This window comes from Candidatus Aminicenantes bacterium (genome assembly GCA_026393855.1).
Taxonomy (GTDB): Bacteria; Acidobacteriota; Aminicenantia; order Aminicenantales; family UBA4085; genus UBA4085.
The window spans coordinates 1-21,715 of record JAPKZJ010000057.1; the positions used below are offsets into that span (position 1 = coordinate 1).

Annotated in this window: 18 protein-coding genes and 1 other RNA gene; 9 read left to right on the plus strand and 10 right to left on the minus strand. The window is 64.6% G+C overall.

Annotated elements, in window-relative coordinates; genetic code table 11:
• A partial coding sequence (locus NTZ26_05660) for a CCA tRNA nucleotidyltransferase (GenBank protein ID MCX6559985.1) occupies positions 1–1,212 on the minus strand: 1,212 nt, incomplete at its 3' end.
• Between the two features lie 145 nt (positions 1,213–1,357).
• Here NTZ26_05660 and galK point away from each other — a divergent pair.
• Positions 1,358–2,530 (plus strand): galactokinase, encoded by a 1,173-nt coding sequence (galK, locus tag NTZ26_05665; protein MCX6559986.1) that lies wholly within the window; start codon positions 1,358–1,360, stop codon positions 2,528–2,530.
• 10 nt (positions 2,531–2,540) lie between these two features.
• On the opposite strand, the gene NTZ26_05670 is transcribed toward galK, so the two are convergent.
• The 3 genes from NTZ26_05670 to NTZ26_05680 form a co-directional block, all read right to left on the minus strand.
• Complete coding sequence (locus tag NTZ26_05670; GenBank protein ID MCX6559987.1) at positions 2,541–2,945, minus strand: hypothetical protein; 405 nt, start codon at positions 2,943–2,945, stop codon at positions 2,541–2,543.
• A gap of 69 nt (positions 2,946–3,014) precedes the next feature.
• Positions 3,015–3,623, minus strand: coding sequence for a YigZ family protein (locus NTZ26_05675; GenBank protein ID MCX6559988.1), 609 nt, complete (start codon positions 3,621–3,623; stop codon positions 3,015–3,017).
• Between the two features lie 11 nt (positions 3,624–3,634).
• Complete coding sequence (locus tag NTZ26_05680) at positions 3,635–5,668, minus strand: S9 family peptidase (protein MCX6559989.1); 2,034 nt, start codon at positions 5,666–5,668, stop codon at positions 3,635–3,637.
• Between the two features lie 152 nt (positions 5,669–5,820).
• Here NTZ26_05680 and NTZ26_05685 point away from each other — a divergent pair, with 152 nt between their 5' ends.
• Both NTZ26_05685 and NTZ26_05690 read left to right on the plus strand, forming a co-directional pair.
• On the plus strand, positions 5,821–7,035 hold the full coding sequence (locus tag NTZ26_05685) for an MFS transporter (GenBank protein MCX6559990.1): 1,215 nt from the start codon (positions 5,821–5,823) through the stop codon (positions 7,033–7,035).
• Positions 7,036–7,171: 136 nt separating this feature from the next.
• A complete protein-coding gene (locus NTZ26_05690; GenBank protein MCX6559991.1) occupies positions 7,172–7,687 on the plus strand; it encodes a BON domain-containing protein in 516 nt (171 codons plus the stop codon).
• A 192-nt stretch (positions 7,688–7,879) separates the two neighbouring features.
• On the opposite strand, the gene rnpB is transcribed toward NTZ26_05690, so the two are convergent.
• An RNA gene (rnpB, locus tag NTZ26_05695) (RNase P RNA component class A) lies at positions 7,880–8,234 on the minus strand.
• Positions 8,235–8,282: 48 nt separating this feature from the next.
• Positions 8,283–9,707 carry a sigma-54 dependent transcriptional regulator gene (locus NTZ26_05700; protein ID MCX6559992.1) on the minus strand — a complete coding sequence of 475 codons (1,425 nt, stop codon included), beginning with the start codon at positions 9,705–9,707 and terminating at the stop codon, positions 8,283–8,285.
• Positions 9,708–9,895: 188 nt separating this feature from the next.
• Between NTZ26_05700 and NTZ26_05705 the strand changes: the two genes are divergently transcribed.
• Genes NTZ26_05705 through NTZ26_05720 form a run of 4 tightly spaced genes read left to right on the plus strand, consistent with a single transcriptional unit; the run spans position 9,896 to position 13,457 of the window.
• Positions 9,896–11,275: a pitrilysin family protein gene (locus NTZ26_05705; GenBank protein MCX6559993.1), complete on the plus strand. Its 1,380-nt coding sequence runs from the start codon at positions 9,896–9,898 to the stop codon at positions 11,273–11,275.
• Positions 11,272–12,576, plus strand: coding sequence for a pitrilysin family protein (locus NTZ26_05710; protein ID MCX6559994.1), 1,305 nt, complete (start codon positions 11,272–11,274; stop codon positions 12,574–12,576). The genes NTZ26_05705 and NTZ26_05710 overlap by 4 nt, the downstream gene beginning before the upstream one ends.
• 58 nt (positions 12,577–12,634) lie before the next feature.
• A complete protein-coding gene (locus NTZ26_05715; GenBank protein ID MCX6559995.1) occupies positions 12,635–13,081 on the plus strand; it encodes a PaaI family thioesterase in 447 nt (148 codons plus the stop codon).
• A gap of 22 nt (positions 13,082–13,103) precedes the next feature.
• Positions 13,104–13,457, plus strand: coding sequence for a DUF3795 domain-containing protein (locus tag NTZ26_05720; GenBank protein ID MCX6559996.1), 354 nt, complete (start codon positions 13,104–13,106; stop codon positions 13,455–13,457).
• A gap of 11 nt (positions 13,458–13,468) precedes the next feature.
• Here the strand turns inward: NTZ26_05720 and NTZ26_05725 are convergent, their stop codons facing one another.
• Positions 13,469–14,833 (minus strand): M24 family metallopeptidase, encoded by a 1,365-nt coding sequence (locus tag NTZ26_05725; GenBank protein ID MCX6559997.1) that lies wholly within the window; start codon positions 14,831–14,833, stop codon positions 13,469–13,471.
• Positions 14,834–14,972: 139 nt separating this feature from the next.
• Between NTZ26_05725 and NTZ26_05730 the strand changes: the two genes are divergently transcribed.
• A complete protein-coding gene (locus NTZ26_05730) occupies positions 14,973–16,337 on the plus strand; it encodes a TPM domain-containing protein (GenBank protein MCX6559998.1) in 1,365 nt (454 codons plus the stop codon).
• Here the strand turns inward: NTZ26_05730 and NTZ26_05735 are convergent.
• Both NTZ26_05735 and NTZ26_05740 read right to left on the minus strand, forming a co-directional pair.
• Positions 16,334–16,858 (minus strand): GNAT family N-acetyltransferase, encoded by a 525-nt coding sequence (locus NTZ26_05735; protein MCX6559999.1) that lies wholly within the window; start codon positions 16,856–16,858, stop codon positions 16,334–16,336. The two genes, NTZ26_05730 and NTZ26_05735, sit on opposite strands and share 4 nt — an antisense overlap.
• A complete protein-coding gene (locus NTZ26_05740; GenBank protein ID MCX6560000.1) occupies positions 16,855–19,131 on the minus strand; it encodes a M28 family peptidase in 2,277 nt (758 codons plus the stop codon). Before NTZ26_05740 ends, NTZ26_05735 begins: the two co-directional genes overlap by 4 nt.
• A gap of 147 nt (positions 19,132–19,278) precedes the next feature.
• Between NTZ26_05740 and NTZ26_05745 the strand changes: the two genes are divergently transcribed.
• The gene (locus NTZ26_05745; protein ID MCX6560001.1) at positions 19,279–20,493 is read left to right on the plus strand and encodes a PLP-dependent aminotransferase family protein; all 1,215 of its coding nucleotides are present in this window, start codon (positions 19,279–19,281) and stop codon (positions 20,491–20,493) included.
• Here the strand turns inward: NTZ26_05745 and NTZ26_05750 are convergent.
• The gene (locus NTZ26_05750) at positions 20,490–21,638 is read right to left on the minus strand and encodes a Gfo/Idh/MocA family oxidoreductase (GenBank protein ID MCX6560002.1); all 1,149 of its coding nucleotides are present in this window, start codon (positions 21,636–21,638) and stop codon (positions 20,490–20,492) included. The two genes, NTZ26_05745 and NTZ26_05750, sit on opposite strands and share 4 nt — an antisense overlap.
• Positions 21,639–21,715 lie beyond the last annotated feature (77 nt).

Below are 21,715 nucleotides of genomic sequence, written 5' to 3' on the forward strand. Positions count from 1 at the left end.
GAAGGACTGGCGGAACAGCGATTCAAACGTCCGCCCTTCGCCGGGCAGATCGCCTTCCGTGACCAGGAAAAAGAGGCGTTCGGCTTGGCCGTAATGGGCCCGCTTCTGCAGCGACCAGCGCATCCGGCCGGTCCGCAAGGCTTTGGTCCTCGTGCCGGCGATAGTCAAGATCTGAATGGCGTCGGCCTTGACCAGCTTGGGAATAGTGGCTTCGGTGCGCAGATTTTGCAGCTCGTCGTGCAAAGCCCGGCCGATGTCGATGTCGTCACGGGCGAAAAGCCGCTCGACCCAGGGGTAGAACAGCATGGCGAAGGAGTCCTCGCGCTCGGCCTTAGCGGACTTGGCGCCGCATCGTTCGCTCCGGTCCAGCAGGGTTAAAAGCCGGGCGAACTGGGTCGCGTCTGTCTCGTAGTCCCGACCCAGGGACCCCAAGATATGACGGAGCAAGCCATAGCGGCGCAGCTTTTCCAGCACCGGCCGCGTTTCGGCGGAAAGGTCTTTGTTCAGCTCTTCATAGAGGCGGGCGCCGGCGCAGCCCGCGACAAGGGAGGCCTGGGCTCGGATGGCTTTCTCGGCCGCTTCGTCGATGCTGAACCCGATCCGGGCCGCGTGCCGGATGACGCGCCAGATCCGGACCGGGTCTTCGGCGAAGCGGATTTCCGGATCGCCGATAACTCGCACGCGCTTTCGCTCCAGATCCTCCAGCCCGCCGGTATAATCGATGACCGAATCCAGAACGGCGTCGTAGAGCAGGGCGTTGATGGTGATGTCGCGGCGGAAGGCGTCTTCGCGCGGAGTGCCGTAGGGATCGATGGGCTCGACCGCCTCGCCGCGGGCTTCCCGAGCCGCCTGGGCCTCTTCTTCCTCGGGCGGGATGGGCCGGCGGAAGGTGGCCACTTCGATGATCTTGTCGCCCGGAAAATGGACATGGACGAGGCGGAACCGGCGGCCGATGACATAGGCGTTGGGAAAGCGCTTTTTGATCTGGCCGGGCCGGGCATCGGTGGCGATATCGAAGTCTTTGGGTTTGCGGCCGAGCATCAGGTCGCGGACCGCTCCGCCCACGAGGCAGGCCAGAAAACCCTGTTTATCCAGGCGCTCCATGATCTTGAGGGCGTCGGGATCGATGTCCCGGCGAACGATCGGATGATGGGGGGCTTCAAGGATGACGCGGTCCTGGCCGCGGACGGGGGGATGTTGCGGGTCGTGCATTCTCTTCCGGGGGTCTCCGACGGAGGGGGTAGTTTGCGATATCCGGAGGATTCTGTCAATTCCGTTGACAACCCGGCCGCCCCGCACTATCCTCGATGGACCGCCCGGCCGGAACGACCGGCGCGCCGATCGCAGGAGAAGTCGCATGAACGCGCTGTCCGAACGCCTGGCCGCCAAGCATCGCCGCCACCACGGGATCGACCCGGATTTCATCGCCTACGCCCCGGGCCGGGTGGAGATCCTCGGCAACCACACCGATTACAACGAGGGCTTCGTCCTCTCGGCCGCCATCGACGCCGGCATCGCTTACGGCCTGACACCGTCGGGAACTCCCGAGTGTAGGCTGTACTCTGCCGATTTCGAGGAGAGCGTCCGCTGCCCGGCCGACGATCCCGGTCGCACGGACAAAGAGCGCTGGTCGAACTACAGCCGGGGCGTATTCGCTTTTCTCCGGCAGCGCTACGGATTCTCCCCCAAGGGCTTTCTCGGGACCCAGATCGGCGACATTCCCATCGGCGCTGGCCTGTCCAGCTCGGCCGCGCTGGAGATCGCCTGTGGCCTGGCCGTGGCGGCCTTCCACGGCCTCCAGCCGGATCTGATCGACCTGGCCCGGATCGGGCAGAAAGCCGAGCACGAGTACGCCGGGGTGAAATGCGGCCTGCTCGACCAGATTTCGAGCCTGTTCGGCCGGGAAAACTCCTTAGTTTTCACCGATTTCCGCTCGCTCGAAGTCCGGACGGTCGGACTGCCTCCCGGGACGGCCTTCCTGATCGCCAACACGGCCGTCAAACATGCGCTCGTCGATTCCGAATATAACGAACGGCGGCAGCGCTGCGAGCAGGCGGCCGCCTATTTCACGCGGGTTCTGGGGCCGCGGGTCAAGGCCCTGCGGGATGTCACCTGGAACGATCTGGAAGCCCATCGCGGCCCTCTGGATCCGGCGGTCTGGCGGCGTGCCGCCCACCCGGTGGGGGAAAACGAGCGCGTCCTCAAGGGCGTGGCCATGCTGGAGGCCGGCGACGCCGCCGGCTTCGGACGCCTGATGTTCGAATCTCACAAGAGCTCGATGATCTATTTCGAGAACTCCTGCCCCGAGCTCGACACCCTGGTCGAGACGGCGCGAACGACGCCGGGGGTTCTGGGCGCCCGCTTGAGCGGCGGCGGGTTCGGCGGCAGCGTCGTGGCCTTCATCGAAGCGGGCCGGGAAGAAGCCATCGGGCGGGCCCTGGCCGAGGCCTACGAGCAGGCCCACGGACACCGCATCGAGCCGCGGCTGGTCGTGCCCTCCGCCGGCGCCCGCCTGGTTCGTCCGGCTTGAAAGCGCGGCGTTACTTCTTCTTGGCCGCCGTGAAGGTCGAAGTGCCGAAGTCTCCCATCTGTATCTCGCCGGTCATCTTCTCGCCCTCGATCTTGGCCTTGAAAACAAGCTGAAAATCGCCGTTCGGGGTCGAGATCGTCAGCGTCCACGCCGCCTCGCTTCCTTTGACCTTGCCCTCGCCCTTCATCTCGTCCCCCATGGGGCTGGGCATGGTGACTTTTATAACGTCATCCTTCTGGACGAAAGTGGCGTCTGACTTCATCTCGCCCTGGGGCGACTGCATGGTGATCTCCCAAACGCCGGAGAGATCGACCGGTTTGGGGGCTTGCGCGGGGGCTTGTTGAGCGGCGGACAGAACGCCGGCCAGGGCGACCACAATCCCAGCGGTCAAGATCTTGCACCAAACAGCTTTCATTTGAGACTCCTACAGTGAGAATATCGAAGCGGTATTATGGACTTCGGATCGGCCGGCCGTCAAATCCGGTCAGGCATGATCCCGGCCCAGCTCCCGGCAGGGATGGCGACCGCTGACCAGGCCGAGATGAAAAGACCGGAAAGTGGGCTCCTCGTCGGCCGGCAAGCGCACGACCAGGACGACGACTTCCCCGAATTCCCGCGACACGATCTCGAAGCCGCGTTTGGCCAGGAAATGCTCCATAGCCGGCAGGGCGGCGTGCGGTAATTCGGCCCGCAGGGTCGCCAGCAACCGCAGCGGCCGCGGTTCCGAGGCCTCGATCGCAGCCTTGGCCGCGTCGCCATAAGCGCGGGCCAGCCCCCCTGCTCCGAGCTTGGTGCCGCCGAAATAGCGGGTCACGACGAGAAGGATGTTGGTCATCCCGCGCCGGCTTAAAACCTGAAGGATCGGCGGGCCCGCCGTCCCGGAGGGTTCGCCGTCGTCGTTGTAACGGGCCTGCTCGGCGGCCGGCCCGATCCGCCAGGCCCAGCAATTATGATCGGCATCGCGGCGCTCGTCCCGGATCCGCTTGACGGCAGCCATGGCCTCGTTCGTCGATATCACCCGGAAAGTGCGGGCTAGGAAGCGGGACTTCCGGACTTCAAGCGTCGCCTCGGCCTCGCGGGAAATGACGTTCATGCCGCCAGCCATTACTTCTTTAGATACTTGTCAAACCAGGCCCGGAAACGGTCCAGCCGGTCCCTCTGATAACTGGGGGTCGAGAGGCCGTGGAACTGGCCGGGGAAGACGACGAGCTGGGTTTCGACTCCCAGGCTCTTGAGGGCCTGGTACATCTGCTCCGAGCCGATAATCGGGACGTTGAAGTCCTTCTCCCCGCCCATGAAAAGCGTGGGCGTGCGTATGCGATCGGCCTGGAAGAAGGGGTAGGAAACCCGGAGCCACTGCTCCCGCGCCTTCCAGGGCGGCCCGATCTCCTTCTCGTACTGCGAGATGTACTGGTCGCTGCCGTACATGGCGAGCTGGAGGGCGCTGCCGGCGCCGCTGACGGCGGCCTTGAAGCGCGGATCCGAGGCGATCGTATAGTCGGTCAGGATGCCGCCGTAGCTCCAGCCGCCGAGGCCGAGGCGCTCGGGATCGGCGATCCCGGCCGCGACGGCCTGATCCACCGCGCCCAGGAGGTCCATGACCTCTTTCCGGCCCCAGTCGCCGAAGATGGCCTTCTGGAAGGCGCTGCCGCGGCCGGAGCTGCCGCGGTAGTTCATCTCCAGAACGACATAGCCGTTGGCCGCAAAATACTCGGCGTCGAAGGTGAATCGATAGGCATCCTGGCCGTTGGGGCCGCCGTGGATGTAAAGGAGGGTGGGGTACCGCCGTCCGATCGTGAACGAGGCCGGTTTGACGATCAAGCCGTTGACTACGGTCCCGTCCTTGCTCTTGGAAGTGAAATCTTCGGTCTGCCCCAGCTGCAGCTCGGCCAGAAAGGCGTCGTTGTGATGGGTCAGCTTGCGCAGGGAACCCTGCTCCAGAATATGCACCTCGGCGATCTCGGACGCCGATCCCGACAGCAAGGCCAATCCGGCACCGGGGCCTTGGCTCAGGCTGGAGACGGTCCGTCGGCCGGACGTGAGCCGTTCAACAGGACCTCCATCGAACGGAACCCGGCCGACGCAGGTCGCGCGGTCATCGTCGAATAGAAAGGTCAGAGAGCGCCCCTCCTCCGACCAGAGCAGAGGGCCGGCGACGCTTCGGTCAAGGGCCGCCGTCAGGATCCGGGGAGAGCCTCCATTCGAAGGCACCACCGCCAGCTTGGCCTGATCGTAAGCCGAGTATTTTGGCTCGTCGCCCTGGAGATAGGCGATCCAGCGGCCGTCGGGGCTCCAGGAGGGCCGGCCGTCGTCCGGGCCAGGGAAGACGGTCAGGACTTTGACCTCGGCGCCCGGCTTGGCCTCGACGACATAGATGTTGGTGTCGTTGGAGCGATCGGGGTCGGCGCCGCGGGCGCTGACGAAGGCCAGGCGCTTGCCGTCCGGCGACCAGGCCGGCTTGCCGTCCTCCCAAGGCCCAGTCGTCAGAGGCTCCGCCTGGCGGGATGCCACGTCGAACAGCCAGAGATGAGTGAAGAGCCGTTTCAGATAGCCCTCGCGGTCCTGCTTGAAATGATAGCGGTCGATGACGACCGGGGGAGCCGTCTGGCGCTTCCAGCCTTCCAGCTTTTCGGGTTCGTCGGCCGGATCGACGTCGGCGACCGTCAGAACGAGCTTCTTCCCGTCCGGCGACCAGGCGTACTCGGAGACGCCGCCCTTGATATCGGTCAGCTTCTGGGCTTCGCCGCCCGTCCGATCGAGCAGCCAGATCTGGGCGCCCTTCTTCTTTTCCTCCTCGGTGCCGCGCGCGGCCAAGAAGGAGAGGAATCGCCCGTCCGGGCTCCAGCGGGGCGAGCTCTCCCCCTCGGAACCGAAGGTCAGGCGGACTTGACGAAGGCCGTCCCGGGAGATCATCCACAGATCGCTGTCGCGCTTATCCTTCTCCGCATCCGTGGCACCGACCGTATAGACGATCCATTGTCCGTCGGGAGACATCTGGGGGTCGCCGACCGGGCGAATCCGGGCCATGTCGTCCAGAGCGATCGGACGCTTGGCCGGGATTTGGGCCGCGGCCTGGGAAACGGCGGCGCCGACGAGCGCCAGGGCGACGAGAAGTCTCCATCCGCCGGTTGTCTTCATGAGGTCCATCTCCTTGCCGAAATCGGGCCCGGCCCGGAAGCCAAGATATAGGCCGGGGGCGTGAGATCTGTCAAGCCGAATCGCGGTCGGGCTTGTCGGGGCGCCCGCTTTCGGCTATGCTGAATCGTCCCAAGCCCCTGCAAGGATGATGGATGGACGGATCGCGGAAGGAAAAGAAATATTTCGGCCTGAGCCGGAATGTCTTCGTCTTTGGGTTCGTCAGCCTGCTCAACGACTGGAGCAGCGAGATCACCGTCCGCATCCTGCCTCTTTTCCTGGCCAACGTCCTGGGCGTCAAGACCTCCGTCATCGGGCTGATCGAAGGCGTCGCCGACAGCACCGCCACCCTGCTGAAGATGCTCTCGGGCTGGTTCTCGGACAAGATCGGGCGCCGCAAACCCCTGGTCCTGGCCGGCTACGCGCTCTCTTCCCTCTCCAAACCCCTCTTCTATTTCGCCAATTCCTGGCCTTTTGTCCTCGTCCTCAGGTTCCTGGACCGGGTCGGCAAGGGCGTGCGAACCTCGCCCAAGGACGCCCTGATCGCGGACTCGACGGAATCGCGGCACCAAGGCCGGGCTTTCGGTTTCAGCCGGGCCATGGACCCCCTGGGCGCGGTGCTCGGCCTGCTGACGGCGGCGGGGCTGATCGCCTTGGGCGGAGCCGCGGTCAAGGTCATGACCCGATCGGCTTTCCGGCACCTGGTTCTCCTTTCCGCCGTCCCCGCGCTTTTGGGCGTCTTCCTGGTCGGCGCCTTCATCCGGGACAAGGAAGCGCGCCCGGAAAAGCAAACCATGCCCCGGCTGTCGTTCAAGGGACTTGACCGGCGCTTCCGGCGCTTTCTAGGCCTCATGATCATCTTCACCCTGGGCAATTCCTCGGACGCCTTCCTCATCCTTCGCTCCCAGCAGCTCGGCCTGTCGCTCGTCCAGATCCTGCTGATGTTGGCCGCGTTCAACCTGGTCACGACCCTGATCGCCTACCCGGCCGGAATCCTTTCCGACCGTATCGGCCGCTCCCGGGTCATCATCGCGGGCTGGCTCGTCTACGGACTGATCTATCTGGGCTTCGCTTTCGCCAACCGCGCCTGGCAGGTCTGGGTACTGTATACGATCTACGGCGCTTATTACGGGGCGACCGAAGGGGTGGGCAGGGCTCTGGTGGCCGACGTCGTCCAAGCCTCGGACAAGCGCGGCACGGCCTACGGCCTCTACAACGCCGCCATCGGCGTCAGCGCCCTGCCCGCCAGCTTCCTGGCCGGCCTGCTGTGGCAGAGCCTGGGCCCGGCCGCGCCGTTCCTGTTCGGGGCCGGCCTCTCGCTCCTCGCGGCCGGAGGCATGGCGATCTTCGTCCGCGAACGGCGGGCTTGAGCCGGCCGGACGCCGCCAGACCGTTATTTCCCATCGATGCGATAAGAATTCTTGACTTTATCCCGGCCGGGGATTATATTTTTTACGTGACCCGAAGGGAGGCGCTTCGGAAAATCAAATTCCTTTGGAGGTCATTATGAAAAGAGTCCTTCTCGTCACCGCTTTAGCGGTCGCCCTCGGCCTGTCGGCTCTGTCTCTCCCCGCCGCCACGCAGGGCCTCGACGACCCGATCGTCAAGGCGCTCCTCTCACTGCCCCATTACGGCGTCTTCGACAACCTGGCCTACGAGCTCAACGGAACAGACGTTATCCTGTCCGGCCAAGTCCTGCTGCCGATCACCAAGTCGGAAGCCGGCCGCCGAGTGGCCCGGATTGCGGGCCTCGGCAAAGTGACCAACAACATCGAGGTCCTGCCTCTGTCCAAGAACGACGACGCCATCCGTCTGCTCGCCTATCGGTCTCTATTCGGCACGTCCGATCTCTACAAATACTCGCTGGGCGCCAACCCTTCGATCCACATCATCGTCAAGGGCGGCCATATCACCCTGGAGGGGGTGGTCTCCTCCGAAACCGACGCCAAGACCGCGCTTCTGGCGATCCGCGGCGTTCCGGATTCGCTCTCCCAGACGAGCCACCTGACGGTAGCCAAGTAAGCCTCGGCCGGGCTGGCGCTTGACTCACGCCCTCCCCTAGCCGAGCTTACGGCCGGGGGAGGGTTTCCTTAGACGCCGTCGTCCTGTCATCGGCAATTTGGCCCCTTCGATCAATATTCCCGAGCGCCCGGGCCCGCGGGAATCCGGGGTCGACCGGATAGCCGGGAAATAACGGGAATTCGGAGATGAAGCGGCTGGAGTCGGGCATAAGCCGAATTCTGTTCCCGCGGAAGCGGGGGCGGTTATTTGACTAGCCCCGCGGTTGCCCGCGGGATCGAGCGGCCGACCCGCCCCCGGAACGGGCCGTTCCATGTGGGGCCGATTTGGCCTTGCTCCGGATGGGGTTTGCCCTGCCCCCGATGTCGCCATCGGGGCGGTGAGCTCTTACCTCGCCTTTTCACCCTTGCCCTCGCGGGCGGTGTGTTTTCTGTGGCACTTTCCCCCGGTCGCCCGGAGTCGCCGTTAGCGACCATCCTGCCCTGTGGAGTTCGGACTTTCCTCCCCCGCGCCCCTTGCGGGGCGCGGCGGCAACCGCCTCGCCGACTCCAGCCGGCTTATTTATACCATAGGCGCGCAAAGGGAGGAAACCGAACGGTTAGTCGGACTTCGGCCCGGCCTCGTCGTCCGGCTCGGGCGTCTCGCCGACGCCGGCCGTGATCTTGATGCCGTATTGCTCCAGCTTTTTGTAGAGATTCGAGCGGGGCGTGTCGATCTCCCGGGCCGTCAGCGAAATATTCCAGCCGCTGCTCTCGAGCTTGGCCAGGATGAATTCCTTCTCGGCTTGGTCGCGGAAATCTTTGAGCGTCTTGATCTTGTCGGGCTCCGGCATGAGCAGGGCGTGGCCGCCGCGGATCGCTTCCGGCAAGTCCTTGCGCTCAATGACGTCCTTGTCGACCATGATCAGCAGCCGTTCCACGACATTTCGCAGCTCCCGGATGTTGCCTTTCCAGGGCGCCTTGGTCATCGTCTCCAGGGCTTCGGAGTTGAAGGACTTGGCCCGAAAATTGTTCTCGTCGGCGAACTGCCGGCTGAAATAATCGACCAGGATCGGGATGTCCTCACGCTTCTCCCGCAGGGCCGGTGAGTAGAGCGGCACGACATTCAGCCGGAAGTAGAGATCGTCCCGGAAATTTCCCTTCTCGATCTCCTTCCGGAGGTCCTTGTTGGTGGCGGCGATGACCCGAACGTCGACCCTGCTGATCTTGCTCGATCCGACTTTCTGGACTTCGCCCTCCTCCAGCACCCGGAGGACCTTGGACTGGGTTTTCAGGCTCATGTCGCCGATCTCGTCCAAGAAGATCGTGCCGCCGTCGGCCTGCTCGAACTTGCCCGTTTTGCGCTCGGTGGCCCCGGTGAAGGAGCCCTTTTCGTGGCCGAAGAGCTCCGATTCGATCAGCTCCTCGGGGATGGCGGCGCAGTTGACCTGGACGAAGGGCTCCTTGGCCCGCAGGCTCTGGGCGTGGACGGCCCGGGCGATGAGCTCTTTGCCCGTCCCGCTCTCGCCGTGGACGAGAACCGTGGCGTTGGTCGGCGCGGCGGACTGGATCTCCTTCCACAGCTTCTTCATCAGGGGATGGCTGCCGATGAGCTCGTAGCGCTTCTCGGCCTTGCGCCGCAGGTCGACGTTCTCGCGGGCCAGCGAGTTCTGGGTCAGGGCATTGCGGATGCTCAGAAGAACCCGGTCGCGATGGAGGGGCTTCTCCAGGAACTCGAAAGCCCCCGATTTGGTGGCCTCCACGGCCGTATGGATCGTGCCCTGACCCGAGATCATAATGACCTCGGGCGAGGTGGGTCGAGCCTTGATGTCCTTGAGGATGTCCAAGCCGTCACGCCCCGGCATCTTGATGTCGAGCAGGACGATGTCGATGCCCACGGACTCGTCGAGCTTCTGCAGTCCTTCCTCGCCATCGCCCGCCTCCAGGAACACGAAGCCCTCGTATTCCAGGATCATCTTCAGGGATTTGCGGATGTTCTCCTCGTCGTCGATGACGAGGATGCGGGCTTTGCGCTCGGGTTTCATCGGAATCGGCCTCCCAGAGTGACCGATTGTAGCACAGCCGGCCGCCGGCCCAAAAAGGCGCCGCGTCAAGAGTCTTTACACAGGGCGGCCGGGCCGAGGGGGATTTCCCCTGGTTGCCGGGGCTGGCATAATTATTGCTTCTCAACGATCCGTGGAGCCGCTAAAATAGTGAGCGCATGGGAGAAGGGATGAAAAGGCCTCGATTCAAAGGGCGGCGGCTCGGCCGGACAGCCGCAGGGCTCCTGATCCTGTTCCTGACCGCCCCGGCTGTCCGTTCCCAGGCGGCGGCGGCCAAAGACCGCGCCTTCACCCTCGACAACGGCTTGCGGGTGATCCTCCTCGAGCGGCGCACGCTCCCGCTGATCAACATCGTCGCCGCCGTGGGCGCCGGGACTAAGGACGAGACCGACGCCGCAAGCGGAGTCACCCATCTCCTCGAGCATGTCATCCTCTTCCGCGGCACCGAGGTCCGCAGCGGCAGCGAAGTCGCCGCCGATATCCGCCGCCACGGGGCCTATTTCAACGCCCACACCGGTCCGGACATCGCCACGTTCGAGCTCACTTCGCCGGTCGAGTACGCGGATTTCGCCCTGCGGAACCAGAAAGAGATTCTATTCAACCTCAAGATTTCGGCGCCGGAGCTCGAGTCGGAGAAGGAGGTCATTCTGGAGGAGATCCGCCAGATCGAAGACGATCCTTTCCGAATCGCAAGCGCCCTCATCTATCAGAACCTGTTTCCGGGCCATCCCTACGCCAATCCGGTCTATGGCCGCGCCGACGTCCTGAGAGCCCTGACGGCCGGAGATGTCGAGAATTTCTACCGGCGATTTTTCGTCCCGGCTAACACCGCCCTGGCCGTGGTCGGCGATTTCGGACTGGACGAGATGGAAGCCAAGGTTCGGGAGGTCTTCGGTTCCCTGCCTCGGTCCGATTTCAAGCCCGCTCCCCTTGCCGCTCCGGCTCCTCTGCCCAAAACCGTCGAGATCCACCTGGAGCGCGATGTCGAAGAGGGATATCTCGTGATCGGGGCGGCCGGGCCCGACTACAACAACCCCGACCAATTCGCTTCGGACGTCTTGACGGAAGCCCTGGGCCACGGCTTGAGCCCCAAGCTGGTCCAGGCCTTACGGGGCGGCCGCCGCGATCTGGTCAACTCGGTCTCCATGAACTACATCGCCCTTAAGCGGGCCGGCGCATTTCTTGTCTACGCGGCCCTCGATCCCAAGAACATGGACGCGGCCAAGAAGGAGGCTCTGGCCTACCTGCGGCAAGTCCGAAATGAGAGCTTCTCCAAGTCCGAATTCCAAGGCGAGGAGAAGGCGTACGCCTACGAGCATCTGGAAGGGGCCCGCAACGAGCTGCGCATTTCCGTCCAGAAGGCCTGGGAGAGCGGCCTTGGGTTGGCCCAATCCCTGGCCATGCACATGATGCTGAACGAGACCCCGTCCCGAATCGATTACCTGGAGCGAATCGCCCAAGTTACGCCTTCCGACCTGCGCCGGATCGGAGCCCGCTATCTGAGCCGGGCCGAATACGTCGTGGTGACCGTCCAACCGAGGGTGAAATGACCGCTCCTGCCCGCCGTCTTCCCCATCGGATCGCTCTGATCGCAGCGGTTCTGCTCGGCGCGGTGCTCCTGGCCGCGGGCCCGGAGCTGCAGGAACGCTTCCGGCTCGACAACGGCATGACCGTTGTTTATCGGCACGACCCCGCCTCCGAAGTGACCGTCCTCCTGATCGGGATCGGCGGTGGGCAATCGGCGGAGCCGGTGGACAAGGCCGGGCTGGCCTTCCTCACGTCCCGGCTGGCCATCGACATTCCCGATCAAAGCAAGGCCCAGGATTTCGTCGTCAAAGCCCTCCACTCCAGCCTGAACGTCCGCGGCGACTTCGCCGTCATCCAGCTCGAATGCTTGAGCGAGTTCTTCGACGAGGTGGCGGCGGCGTTCGTCCGCATCTTGGCCGATCCCCTATTCACGGGAGTCCGCATCGAACGGATCAAGGAATTCATGGCTCACCAGCGCCGGCTCGAGGCTGACGACGCGGGCAACGCGGGCCGGTTGGCCCAGGCAGAGGCGTTCTTCGCCGGGACCGGATACGGCCGTTCGATCTACGGCTCGGAGGCGTCGCTTGCCGCGATCAAAGCCAAGGACATCAAGGACTTCTATGATCGTCTGTTCATCGCCGGGAATATCACTCTTACGGTCGTCACGGATCTCGACCGAGAACGTCTGGCCGCGATGCTCAAGAAGCATTTCGGAGGCTTCCGGAAGTCGGCGACGGCGCCAGCGATCCCCTCCCTCGCTTCGGCCTCGCCGGCCGAACCTTCGCGCCAGATGGAGAAAGAAGCGCTGCAAACCTATGTTTCGGCCGCTTACCCTCTGCCGGCGGCCGGCCGCCGCAATTATGTCCTGGATTCCCTGTTGGAGAACGCTCTTGGCCGCGGACCCGGGACACGGCTTTGGAGCCTGCGGTCGGAACAGAAGCTGGCCTACAACGTGGCGGCCTCGGCCCTCCAGATGAAACAGGGCGGACTTTTCGAAGCCTTCCTGGAAACCGATCCATCGAAGACGGCGCAGGCCCGAACCGCCTTGGGCGCGCTGCTGGCCGAAGTCCACCACACCGGCCTCTCGGCCGAGGAGCTCGACGTGGCCAAGGCGGGGCTCAAATCGCTCTTCCTGCGCGGCAACGAGACGAAGATCTCCCGGGCCTCTACCCTGGCGTCATTCGAAGCGCTGGGTCTGGACGCTTCTTTTTTTGAAGCCTTCGCCAAAGAAGTCGATGCCGTGACGCTCGACGAGATGAACGCCCATATTCGGAGCGTCCTCGACCCGGCCAAGGCTCATTGGGTGCTGGTCGGGCCGAAGTAAAAGCGGATGGCGACGCCGGCCCTCGCCTTGACATCTTCAATAGTCTGAAGATAATGGGGTGAATTCCGCCACGGAGGCCGCCATGGGCGAGACCGCACTGACCGACGACCACTTCTGCTTCGTCTGCGGGGAGAAGAATCCCGACGGCTTGCGGATCGTCTTCGAATACCCCGAACCGGGACGATGCCGGGCCGTCTTCACCCCCGAAAAGCGCTTCCAAGGCTGGCAGGATATCCTGCACGGAGGGATCATCTCGACCCTTCTGGATGAGGCTTTGGCCCATGCCTACGGCGGAGCGGCCCGCGGGGCGGGCGAAGCGGCCGTGACCGCCGAGATGACCGTCAAATTCAAGAAGCCGGTCCGGATCGGCATCCCCGCCGTTTTGGAAGGCCGCTTGATCGCAGTCAACGGCCGGGTCGTCGAATGTGAATCCGTCATCCGAGACATGGCCGGCACCGAGCTTGCGGCGGCGACCGGAAAGCTCATCAAGCTTAAGAAAGCGTGAAGATAAACGGAGGGAAACTGCCATGGCCAAAATAATCTCGTTTTGCGGGCTGGATTGCTCGACATGCCCGGCCCATGTCGCCCACCTGACCGGCGACCAAGCTCTAAGGGAAAAGACGGCCAAGGAATGGGCGGCCGCCTATCATTTCGATTTTAAGCCCGAGATGGTCGATTGCGTCGGCTGCACCATCGTCGCCGGCCCCCACATCGGCCACTGCGCCGAATGCGCCATGCGGACGTGCGGCCTGGCCAAGGGGGTCGCCAACTGCGGCCTCTGCGCCGAGTTCGACGGTTGCGCCACGATCGGCGACTTCATCGCCAAGGTGCCCCCGGCCAAGGCCAACCTCGAGGAAGTCCGGGCCGCCCGTAAGGGCTAGCCGGCGCGAAGCTATTTCCCCGGCTTGAACGGGCTGGGAAGCTTCATCGCCTTTTCGATCTCGGCGATCGTCTTCGGAGCCGAAGCCGTCATCACCCGGTTCCCGGTTTCGAGGACGAGCACGTCGTCTTCGATGCGGCAGCCCAGGCCTTCATACTTTTTGTATATCGGACCGACCGCATCCGCGAACGCCTTCCACTCTTCCGCCGGCACTTGGCCGGGAGCCTTATCCAGCCGTCCGGGGGCGAAATAGAGCCCCGGTTCCATGGTCAGCACCATCCCGGGCTTGAACTCAAGGCCGTTGCGCATTTGCCGCGCGAACCAGCCCCAGACGTCGTGGATATCGAGCCCGATCCCGTGGATGAACCCGTGCTGGATGTAGAAGCGCCTCTGCCAGGCTTTGGCCGGGTCGGTCACGAGCCCCAGCTTGGCCAGGCCTCGCAGAAGGGCGTCCTCGACCAAGGTCTGGGTCTTGAGGATGCCGTTTCCCGCCGTCATGGCGGCAAGGCCTTCGAGCTGAGCCGTCAGGACGACACCGTGCAGATCGGCCTGTTCGCGGCTGAATCTCCCGCTCACCGGGATCGTCCGGCTCAAGTCCGAGGTATAAAGATCGTGCCAGGCGCCAAGGTCGAAGACGATCAGGTCGCCGGCTTTCATCTCCCGCTTGGTGGCCCCGAAATGGATGTTGACGGAGTTCGGGCCGGAGGCGATCTGGGTGAAGGAGGCCGAGGCTCCGCGCCGGACATGGACGTATTCGAGAACGGCTTGCAAGTCGATCTCGCTCATTCCCGGCCGGGCCGCCTTGAGCATCTCGATGTATCCCTCCGTCGTGATGTCGACGGCCGCCTGCAAGATGGCAATCTCTTCGGGCGATTTGACGATCCGCATCTCGGCCAAAGCCGGATCCAGGTTGGCGGTCCCGGCCGCATTGGCCAAGGCGGCCGCGCCTCCCGCGACTTGGAAGACGCCTTCCATCGCCGCGAACGGGAAAAAGATCGTCTTTTCCGCGGCCGAGCGGTTCAAGAACATCCGCAGCTCGCTTAAAGGCCGGGCATCGACGGGAGTCCCTTCGGTCCGAGGCCATTTGCCGCCGCGGTTGAAATAGATTTCGCGCTTCTCCGCCGTCGGCCATAAGAGCAGCAAAGCGTCCGGCTCGGCGATCCCGGTCAGGTAATAAAAATCCTTATTATCCTGCGGCCCGCGCGGGCTCGGGATCTGCGAAGGGATGAGGGCGATCCCGGCCCCGACCCGGCCCATGAGCGCAGCCCGGCGGACGGCATAGGCGTCAGGAGCGGACTGGGCCAGCGCCAGGCTGGAGACGATTATCAATAGGGCGGCTGTCAGGATGAGTATCGGGCGGTACGGGCGCTGCGGCATGGGCGAACCTCCGGTTGGGATTCCGAGAAAACAACTTTACCACAACCAAGGGTTGATAAAAAAAGGCAGCGGTGACCCGGGGGCCGCAAATACGGTACAATGCGGCCGGCAAACGATCCGCGACCTTCAGGGAGGCTTCATGCGAACCGAATCCCGAAAAACTTTCCAGCGGGCGGCTTGGGCCGCCGGGCTCGTCCTGATCGCCTGCTTCAGCCTGCCGGCGGCGGAAAAGCCCGAAAACATCCCCAATCCGCTGGCCGCCTCCGGCCTCTTTGTCGGCGACAACGCCGGCATCCTGGGTTCGGAATACGCGGCGTTGATCGATTCGATCTGCCGCAGGCTTAAGGAGGCGACGACGGTCGAGCTGGCCGTCATCACCGTCCGCGACCTCGGGGGTACGACGGTTGAGGACTTCGCCGACCGACTATTCCGGCGCTTCGGGATCGGCGTCAAGGGCAAGGACAACGGCGTCCTGATCCTTTGCTCGGCCGGGGATCGCGACGTCCGCATCGAAGTCGGCTACGGCCTGGAAGCTGTTCTGACCGACGCCGTCTCGTCGCGCCTTCTCGACGAGGAAGCCGGTCCCTTTCTAGCCAAGAACGAGTTCGGCCGCGGCCTTTATGCCTTGACCAAGGCGGCGGCGGGCAAAATCGCCGGCGCCCAGAACGCTTCCCTGGAAACGGCCGATCCGGCCGCCTGGCCGACCCAGCCCGTTTTCGTCCCGGAGACGCCTGAGGCGTCCGGCGGCCGGGCCAAGCCGGCCGCGGCCAGGTCGGGAACCGGCCCCCTCATCCTGGCGGGGCTGGCCGTGCTTTGGGGCCTGCTCGGAGCGGGGATCGTCTTCGGGAAATACAATCGGACCCGCGGCAAGGCGGCCCGGGGGAAGGCGATTTCCGGAGCCAACGGCGTGACGGCGCTTTTATGGACGGGAGCGGTCGGAGGCTTCGTCGCCCTGGCCGCGACGCACAGCGGCGTCTGGTCCTCCCTGCTTTCGATGCTCTCCCCGACCGGAGTCACGGTCGGCCTGGGTGCTTTCCGCCGGTCGCTGCGGCGCCGGCTCGAAAGCTACCATCTGCCTTGCGCCAAATGCGGCGCGCCGATGGACCTGACGCCGGAGGACAAGGACGACGCGCTCCTCTCGGTGGAGGAAGCGGCCGAAGAGAAGGCCGGGGGAATGGACTATGAGATCTGGACCTGCCCGGCCTGTCAGCACCAGGAGCGCTTGTCGGTCAAATTGAACAAAGCCCGCGAATGCCCCAAGTGCAAGCGCCGAACTCTCAAGGAAGTCTCAACGACGCTGATCGCCGCCACGACGAGCCACGGCGGCAAGGTCCGGGTGGATCGGAATTGCCTGAATCCGAATTGCGGGTTCACCGAGACGATCGAACGGGCGACCCCCAAGTTGTCCTCGTCGACGACGGGAAGCGCCGGCCATTCCGGAAGCTCGCATTCCTCGTTCGGCGGCGGGCGTTCCGGCGGCGGCGGCGCCTCGCGGCATTTTTAGACGGCCGAGGGGACTCCCGGCGCTTGGCCCGGCCCCGGCCGGTCCAGGCGCCATTGCGAGACCGGACCGTCCTCTGGATCGATGCGGCTGCCGGTTTGACGGAACCCGTTCTTCTCCAGAACCCGTTCCGAAGCTCGGTTGGCGACGGCGGCTTCCGCCGTGACGGCGACGACTTCGGGCCGCCCAAACGCCTCCTCGACCATCTGCGCCGCTCCAAGGGAAGCCAATCCCCGGCCCGCGCAGGAGGCGGCGACCCCGTACCCGATCTCGACGTCGCCATTGCGGGGCGCATGACGGAAGCTGCCCGCCCCGACGATGAGGCCGCCGTCCCCGCTGAGGAAGAGACGAGGCGCGCACCAGAACCATTCCTCCCCCGCCTCGAAACGGTTGAACGCATCCTCGATGACGACACCGGGCAGGATATCCGGCTCGGCCGCGGCAAAGCCTCGGCACTCATCCATGCGGCCGGCGGCCCGGACGCGCTCGAGCTCGTCCGGGGCGATCGTGAGCAGACGGATCATCTCTTGCCCCTGGGGGTTTGAAGGATCTCCACCACCCCGGTCTTCTCGAGGTTGCGGATGATATTGACGACCGTTTCCATGTCGACATCCGGGTATTCCGGGCCCAGGACATAGGCGTATTTCGCATCCTGGCTGCCGATCTGGAGATTTCCGCACTCCGCCCGCACGGCGTTGTAAATCTCGAGGATGCTGCGCTTGCCGTCGATGAAGTAGTTCGTCGAGGTCGAGGCGAACCCCATCCCCCGCCCCGCGCCGCCCGGCCGCCCGCCGGGAGTTGTCTGGGCGGGTGCCTTGGCGGCCGCCGCCGGAGGCTGGGCCTGGGCTTGCGCTTGGCTCTGAGCTTGCGGCTTGGCCGGCGGCTGGGCGGACGGCGGAGCGGCCGGGGCGGCCCCAGCCGGAGGCACGGCCGGCTGGCCGCCTCGCGCGGCTTGGCTGAGCTTCCGGGCTTCCTCGGAATAGACCTTGAACCTGCGCCGCGGGACGAGCTTCGAGTATTCGATCTCCTGGGCCGTCAGGACCGGCGGCGCCGGCTTGATCTTGAGCTCGCCGCACAGGCCTTTGTAGACGGACTCGAGACGCTTCGAGGCGGCGTCGCGATCGGCGGCCAGGCTGTCGGTGAGCTGGCGGATATCGGCCTCCACCTCGGGCGCCGCAGCCAGGGTGCGGACGGACTCGACGCCGCCTTTGGCCCGGCCGAAGGCGCCGCCGACCTTGGTCAGCGCGGCCTTGTACTGTTCGTGAATCTTGGCCGGATCGGCGCCCAGCAGGCGGACGCTCTGGCGGCCGACCTCGGCAATCCACTTGGCTCCGTTGGAAGCCGCTTCCCAGGCCAAGTCGCGGGCTTCAGGCGCCCCGGCGCCGGCCAGGTAGGCGAAGGCCGAGGCCGCCACGACGCCGACCCTCTTCAGCTCGGTCGGATCGACATGGATGATCCGGTCCGCACTGCTGTGGTAGAAATTGTCCGGCCAATAATTGAACTGCATGGTCGGGATGCCCGCGGCCAAAAAGACCGTATGATCGCTGCCCGAGGTGATCGTGGCCAGCGGGGCCAGCCGGTAGTTGAAGGTCGCGTTGGCGCCCTGGGTGGTTCGGATTTCGCTCTGATCGACATACTGCAGGAGGCTCGCGATCAGGTCGTTCAAATAGCTGGCCCGGCCGTCCGGCGTCATCTTGATCCGCAGATAGCAATCCGTAGTCGCCAGATTGGCCCCGGTCATATCGAAGTTCAGAGCCGCCAGCAGCTTGTCCTGCAGCTCCGGATGCTTGTTCATGTAGGCCGTTGATCCGGAGATCTCGTTGCCCCAAAGGAAGTGGATCGTACGCCGCGGTTTGGGCAGGACGCCGTCGCGGATCAGGCGGGCCAGCGTCCGGCCGATCTCCAGGAGTGTGGCGACACCGGTGCAATTGTCGTTGGCCCCGGGGGTCGCGATCGTCTCGAAGGCATGGGCGACGCAGAGCAGCTCCCCCGCCGCGGGATCGGACCCGGGGATCACGGCCGAAATGACGTTCATCTGGCTGGGGTAGGTCTTGGCCCGGACATGGGCCCGCAGGACGACCTTCTCGCCCCGCTCGACGAGGCCGCGCAGCTCAAGGAACTGCCGAAGCGATAAGGCAAAGCCAAACCCGCCTTTATCGGGACGGGGCGAGACGCTGGACCAGCCGATCTGGTCTAGGGTGTAGCCCGGAGTATTGCCGCTGACGCCGGAGGACCCGGTGCCGAGAGCCCCGGCGGCACCTCGCTGGCTGACGGCTCCGCCGAACACGCCGCCGACCGATCCGCTGCCCAGGACAATCTTGCCGGCGACGTCTTTGCCGGCATAATCGGCCTCCCGGCCGGCTCCGACATAGACGAGTTCGGCCTCGACATCGGCACTCATGCTGCCTTGGGCCAAGGAGGTCGGCACTTGGTTGAAGCTGGCGATTTTCTTCAGGACCGGCTTGACCATCCAGAGATCGCCTTCCTCGCCGTCCCAGGTGTCGCGCGAAGGGTATTTCTCGACGATCACTTCCGAGAGTCCGGCCTGGACGGCCTGGTCACGGATATAAGCCGTCTCATAGTAGATGTCCTTGTATTCTTCCGGGGTTCGATCACGACTGCCCGCCAGCATCTGGACATGGAGAAAGGCCTCCTCGCCCGAGATCTCCTGAACGATCGGATCGCGCACGGCCGCCGGTACGAGGCAGCGATCGGGGGGGACTTGGGCGCCGACGAGGCCGACGATCAGGGCCGCGAGAGGCAGGATCGGAAAGGCGAGGCGAACTCGGTTGGACATCGTTCTCTCCCTCGGAGGATTGGGTCGGCTCGAGGCGGACGCGGGACGCCCGGGTCGAAACGCGGCCAGCGAAAGGCCGATCATATGTATTGTCCAAGCCCCAAGTCAATCGGTTATAATGAAAGGACTTCCGCCGAGGAGGGAGCCATGGCTTTTTCCGAACAGATGCTGTCCCGAACCACGCGCTCGATGGGCGTCTCGTTCATCCGCGAGATGCTAAAGGCGACCAAGGGTGTCGAAGGCATGATCTCGCTCGCCGGGGGCCTGCCTTCGCCGGATTCCTTCCCCAAGGACCTGCTGGCCGGGCTGTTCAAGGAAGTCGTCGAGACCGAAGGCGCCGACGTTCTGCAGTATGGCCCCAGCGAAGGCGACGACGTCCTCAAGGCGCAGATCTTGCGGCATGAGGGCGACGCCTCGGTCGGCCACGACGAAATCCTGATCACCGACGGCACGACCAACGCCATCTACTTCTTCACCCGCTCGGTCATCGATCCGGGCGACATCGTCATCTGCGAGGCTCCCTCGTTTAACGGTTCGCTGGTGGCCATCGAGGCCTGCGGCGCCGAGCTGGTGGCGGCCCCGATGGACGAAGACGGGCTGATCGTCGAGGCCGTCCGGGAGGAGATTCGGGCCCAACGGGCCAAGGGGCGGATCGTTAAATACGTCTACACCATACCCGAGTTCCAGAATCCGAGCGGCCGGACCATGAGCTTGGCCCGGCGGCGGGATCTGATTCGGACGGCCCGCGAAGCCGGTATTCTGATCCTCGAGGACCAGCCCTACCGGGACCTCCGCTTCTACGGCGAACGTTTGCCCAGTCTGTGGAACCTGGCCCGGACGGAGTTTGACGACGACGCGACCGTGACCATCTGCAAGTCCTTCTCCAAGATCCTGGGACCGGGGCTGCGCCTCGGGTTCGCGGTCGGACCCGCCCCGCTCATCGCGGCCATGGCCAAGTGGGCCCAGAAGGTCATCGTCTCGCCCGAGGGGGTCGTCCAGCGGGTCACGGCGCGGTTTCTGGAACGGGGCTATATGGCGCCCCACATGGCCCGCATCAAGGAGTTATACCGATCCAAGCGGGACACGATCATTTCCGCCCTGAAGGAAGCGATGCCTTCCTCCGTCCGCTGGACGGAGCCTGAAGGCGGCCTCTTCATCTGGGTCACCTGCCCCGCGACGGTCGATACGGACGTGCTCTTCTTCGAGGCAGCCAAGGCCGGGGTCGCGTTCATCCCGGGGGCCAAGTTCTATCTCGCCGGAGCCGAGCGGAAGAACGAAATGCGCCTCAACTTCTCCTATGCCCCGGCGGCGGATCTTCGCGAAGGGGTGGCCCGGCTGGCCCGCCTGCTGGGCCGACCCTAGACGCGCGTCCAGCTTCCGGTTCGCGACGATTCGACGGCGGCGTCGATGATCCGCATCTCCTCGTGGCCGGTGGCGAAATCGGGGAAAGCGACCTCAAACGGGCGCCCCTCGCGCTTGGCCGCAGCCGCTTCATAGAATTCCCGGAATAGGTTATAGACCGCGTCGTGGTAACCCATCGGGTGGCCCGTGGGCAGCGCGGCATAGCGGGCCGTTCCCGACGTTTGCAGGGCGGATGACTCGTAGAAGACTTCGTTGCCGCGATCCCGGCGGCCGATCCAAAGGGCGTTGGGATGGACATGGCTCCAAGCGTAGGACTCCTTCGAGCCGAAGACTTGAAGCTCGAGGTCGACCTTGCGGCCGGCGCAGACCTGGCACGTGGTGAAATTGCCGCGGGCGCCGTTCTCCAACCGCAGGAACAGGGCGGCATAGTCGTCCAAGCGAATCTGGACATCCTCGGCCTCGACGTCCCTCCGGGTGGAGAACGAGAGAGGGCCGGCCTTGGGTTTGCGGCGGACGGGAATGCAGGTGTGAAGCTCGCTCATGACCTCGACGATCTTCAGGCCGGTGACGAACTGGAGGAGGTCGCACCAATGGCTGCCCAAATCGGCCACGACATTGGCCCGGCCCGCGACCGCGGGGTCCAGGCGCCAGGAATAATCGGTATCGTAGAACAGCCAATCCTGCAGGAAATGGCCGACGAAGGCGCGAACCTCCCCCAGATCCCCGCGGCGGACCCGGGCGGCGGCTTCCTGAACGACGGGATAATACCGGTAGCAGAAATCGATCCCTGTCAGAGTCCCTTTCTCCCGGGCCAGTCGGACCAGCTCGGCCGACTCCTTGGCGTCGAGGGAAAGGGGCTTCTCGGACAGGACCTCTTTGTCCGCCAGGATGGCCTTGCGGTTGATGTCGAAATGGACGTTGTTCGGGGCGCAATTATGGACAATCTCGATCTCGGGGTCGTCCAGGAGCGCATCCGCGTTATCATAGATCCGGGGGATGCCGAGCTTATCCGCAGCTCGGCGGGCCAGCTCCCGGTTCGGATCGGCGACGGCGACGACCTCGGCCTCGACGATTCGGCGAAGCATCTCCAGGTGGACCATGCCGATATAGCCCGCGCCGACCAGCCCGACTTTCAGCTTCTTCATGTCGTCCTCGCTTTCCGACTGACTATAGCCCCGACCGCGAAAACCTGTCAATCGGATGTCCGCCCTCGGAGGCCGGG

Bases quoted from the DNA above. Each gene is read 5' to 3' on its own strand.
- galK (MCX6559986.1), top strand. From the start codon at position 1,358: ATGAACGCGCTGTCCGAACGCCTGGCCGCCAAGCATCGCCGCCACCAC.
- NTZ26_05670 (MCX6559987.1), bottom strand. From the start codon at position 2,945: ATGAAAGCTGTTTGGTGCAAGATCTTGACCGCTGGGATTGTGGTCGCC.
- NTZ26_05675 (MCX6559988.1), bottom strand. From the start codon at position 3,623: ATGAACGTCATTTCCCGCGAGGCCGAGGCGACGCTTGAAGTCCGGAAG.
- NTZ26_05680 (MCX6559989.1), bottom strand. From the start codon at position 5,668: ATGAAGACAACCGGCGGATGGAGACTTCTCGTCGCCCTGGCGCTCGTC.
- NTZ26_05685 (MCX6559990.1), top strand. From the start codon at position 5,821: ATGGACGGATCGCGGAAGGAAAAGAAATATTTCGGCCTGAGCCGGAAT.
- NTZ26_05690 (MCX6559991.1), top strand. From the start codon at position 7,172: ATGAAAAGAGTCCTTCTCGTCACCGCTTTAGCGGTCGCCCTCGGCCTG.
- NTZ26_05700 (MCX6559992.1), bottom strand. From the start codon at position 9,707: ATGAAACCCGAGCGCAAAGCCCGCATCCTCGTCATCGACGACGAGGAG.
- NTZ26_05705 (MCX6559993.1), top strand. From the start codon at position 9,896: ATGAAAAGGCCTCGATTCAAAGGGCGGCGGCTCGGCCGGACAGCCGCA.
- NTZ26_05710 (MCX6559994.1), top strand. From the start codon at position 11,272: ATGACCGCTCCTGCCCGCCGTCTTCCCCATCGGATCGCTCTGATCGCA.
- NTZ26_05720 (MCX6559996.1), top strand. From the start codon at position 13,104: ATGGCCAAAATAATCTCGTTTTGCGGGCTGGATTGCTCGACATGCCCG.
- NTZ26_05725 (MCX6559997.1), bottom strand. From the start codon at position 14,833: ATGCCGCAGCGCCCGTACCGCCCGATACTCATCCTGACAGCCGCCCTA.
- NTZ26_05730 (MCX6559998.1), top strand. From the start codon at position 14,973: ATGCGAACCGAATCCCGAAAAACTTTCCAGCGGGCGGCTTGGGCCGCC.
- NTZ26_05735 (MCX6559999.1), bottom strand. From the start codon at position 16,858: ATGATCCGTCTGCTCACGATCGCCCCGGACGAGCTCGAGCGCGTCCGG.
- NTZ26_05740 (MCX6560000.1), bottom strand. From the start codon at position 19,131: ATGTCCAACCGAGTTCGCCTCGCCTTTCCGATCCTGCCTCTCGCGGCC.
- NTZ26_05745 (MCX6560001.1), top strand. From the start codon at position 19,279: ATGGCTTTTTCCGAACAGATGCTGTCCCGAACCACGCGCTCGATGGGC.
- NTZ26_05750 (MCX6560002.1), bottom strand. From the start codon at position 21,638: ATGAAGAAGCTGAAAGTCGGGCTGGTCGGCGCGGGCTATATCGGCATG.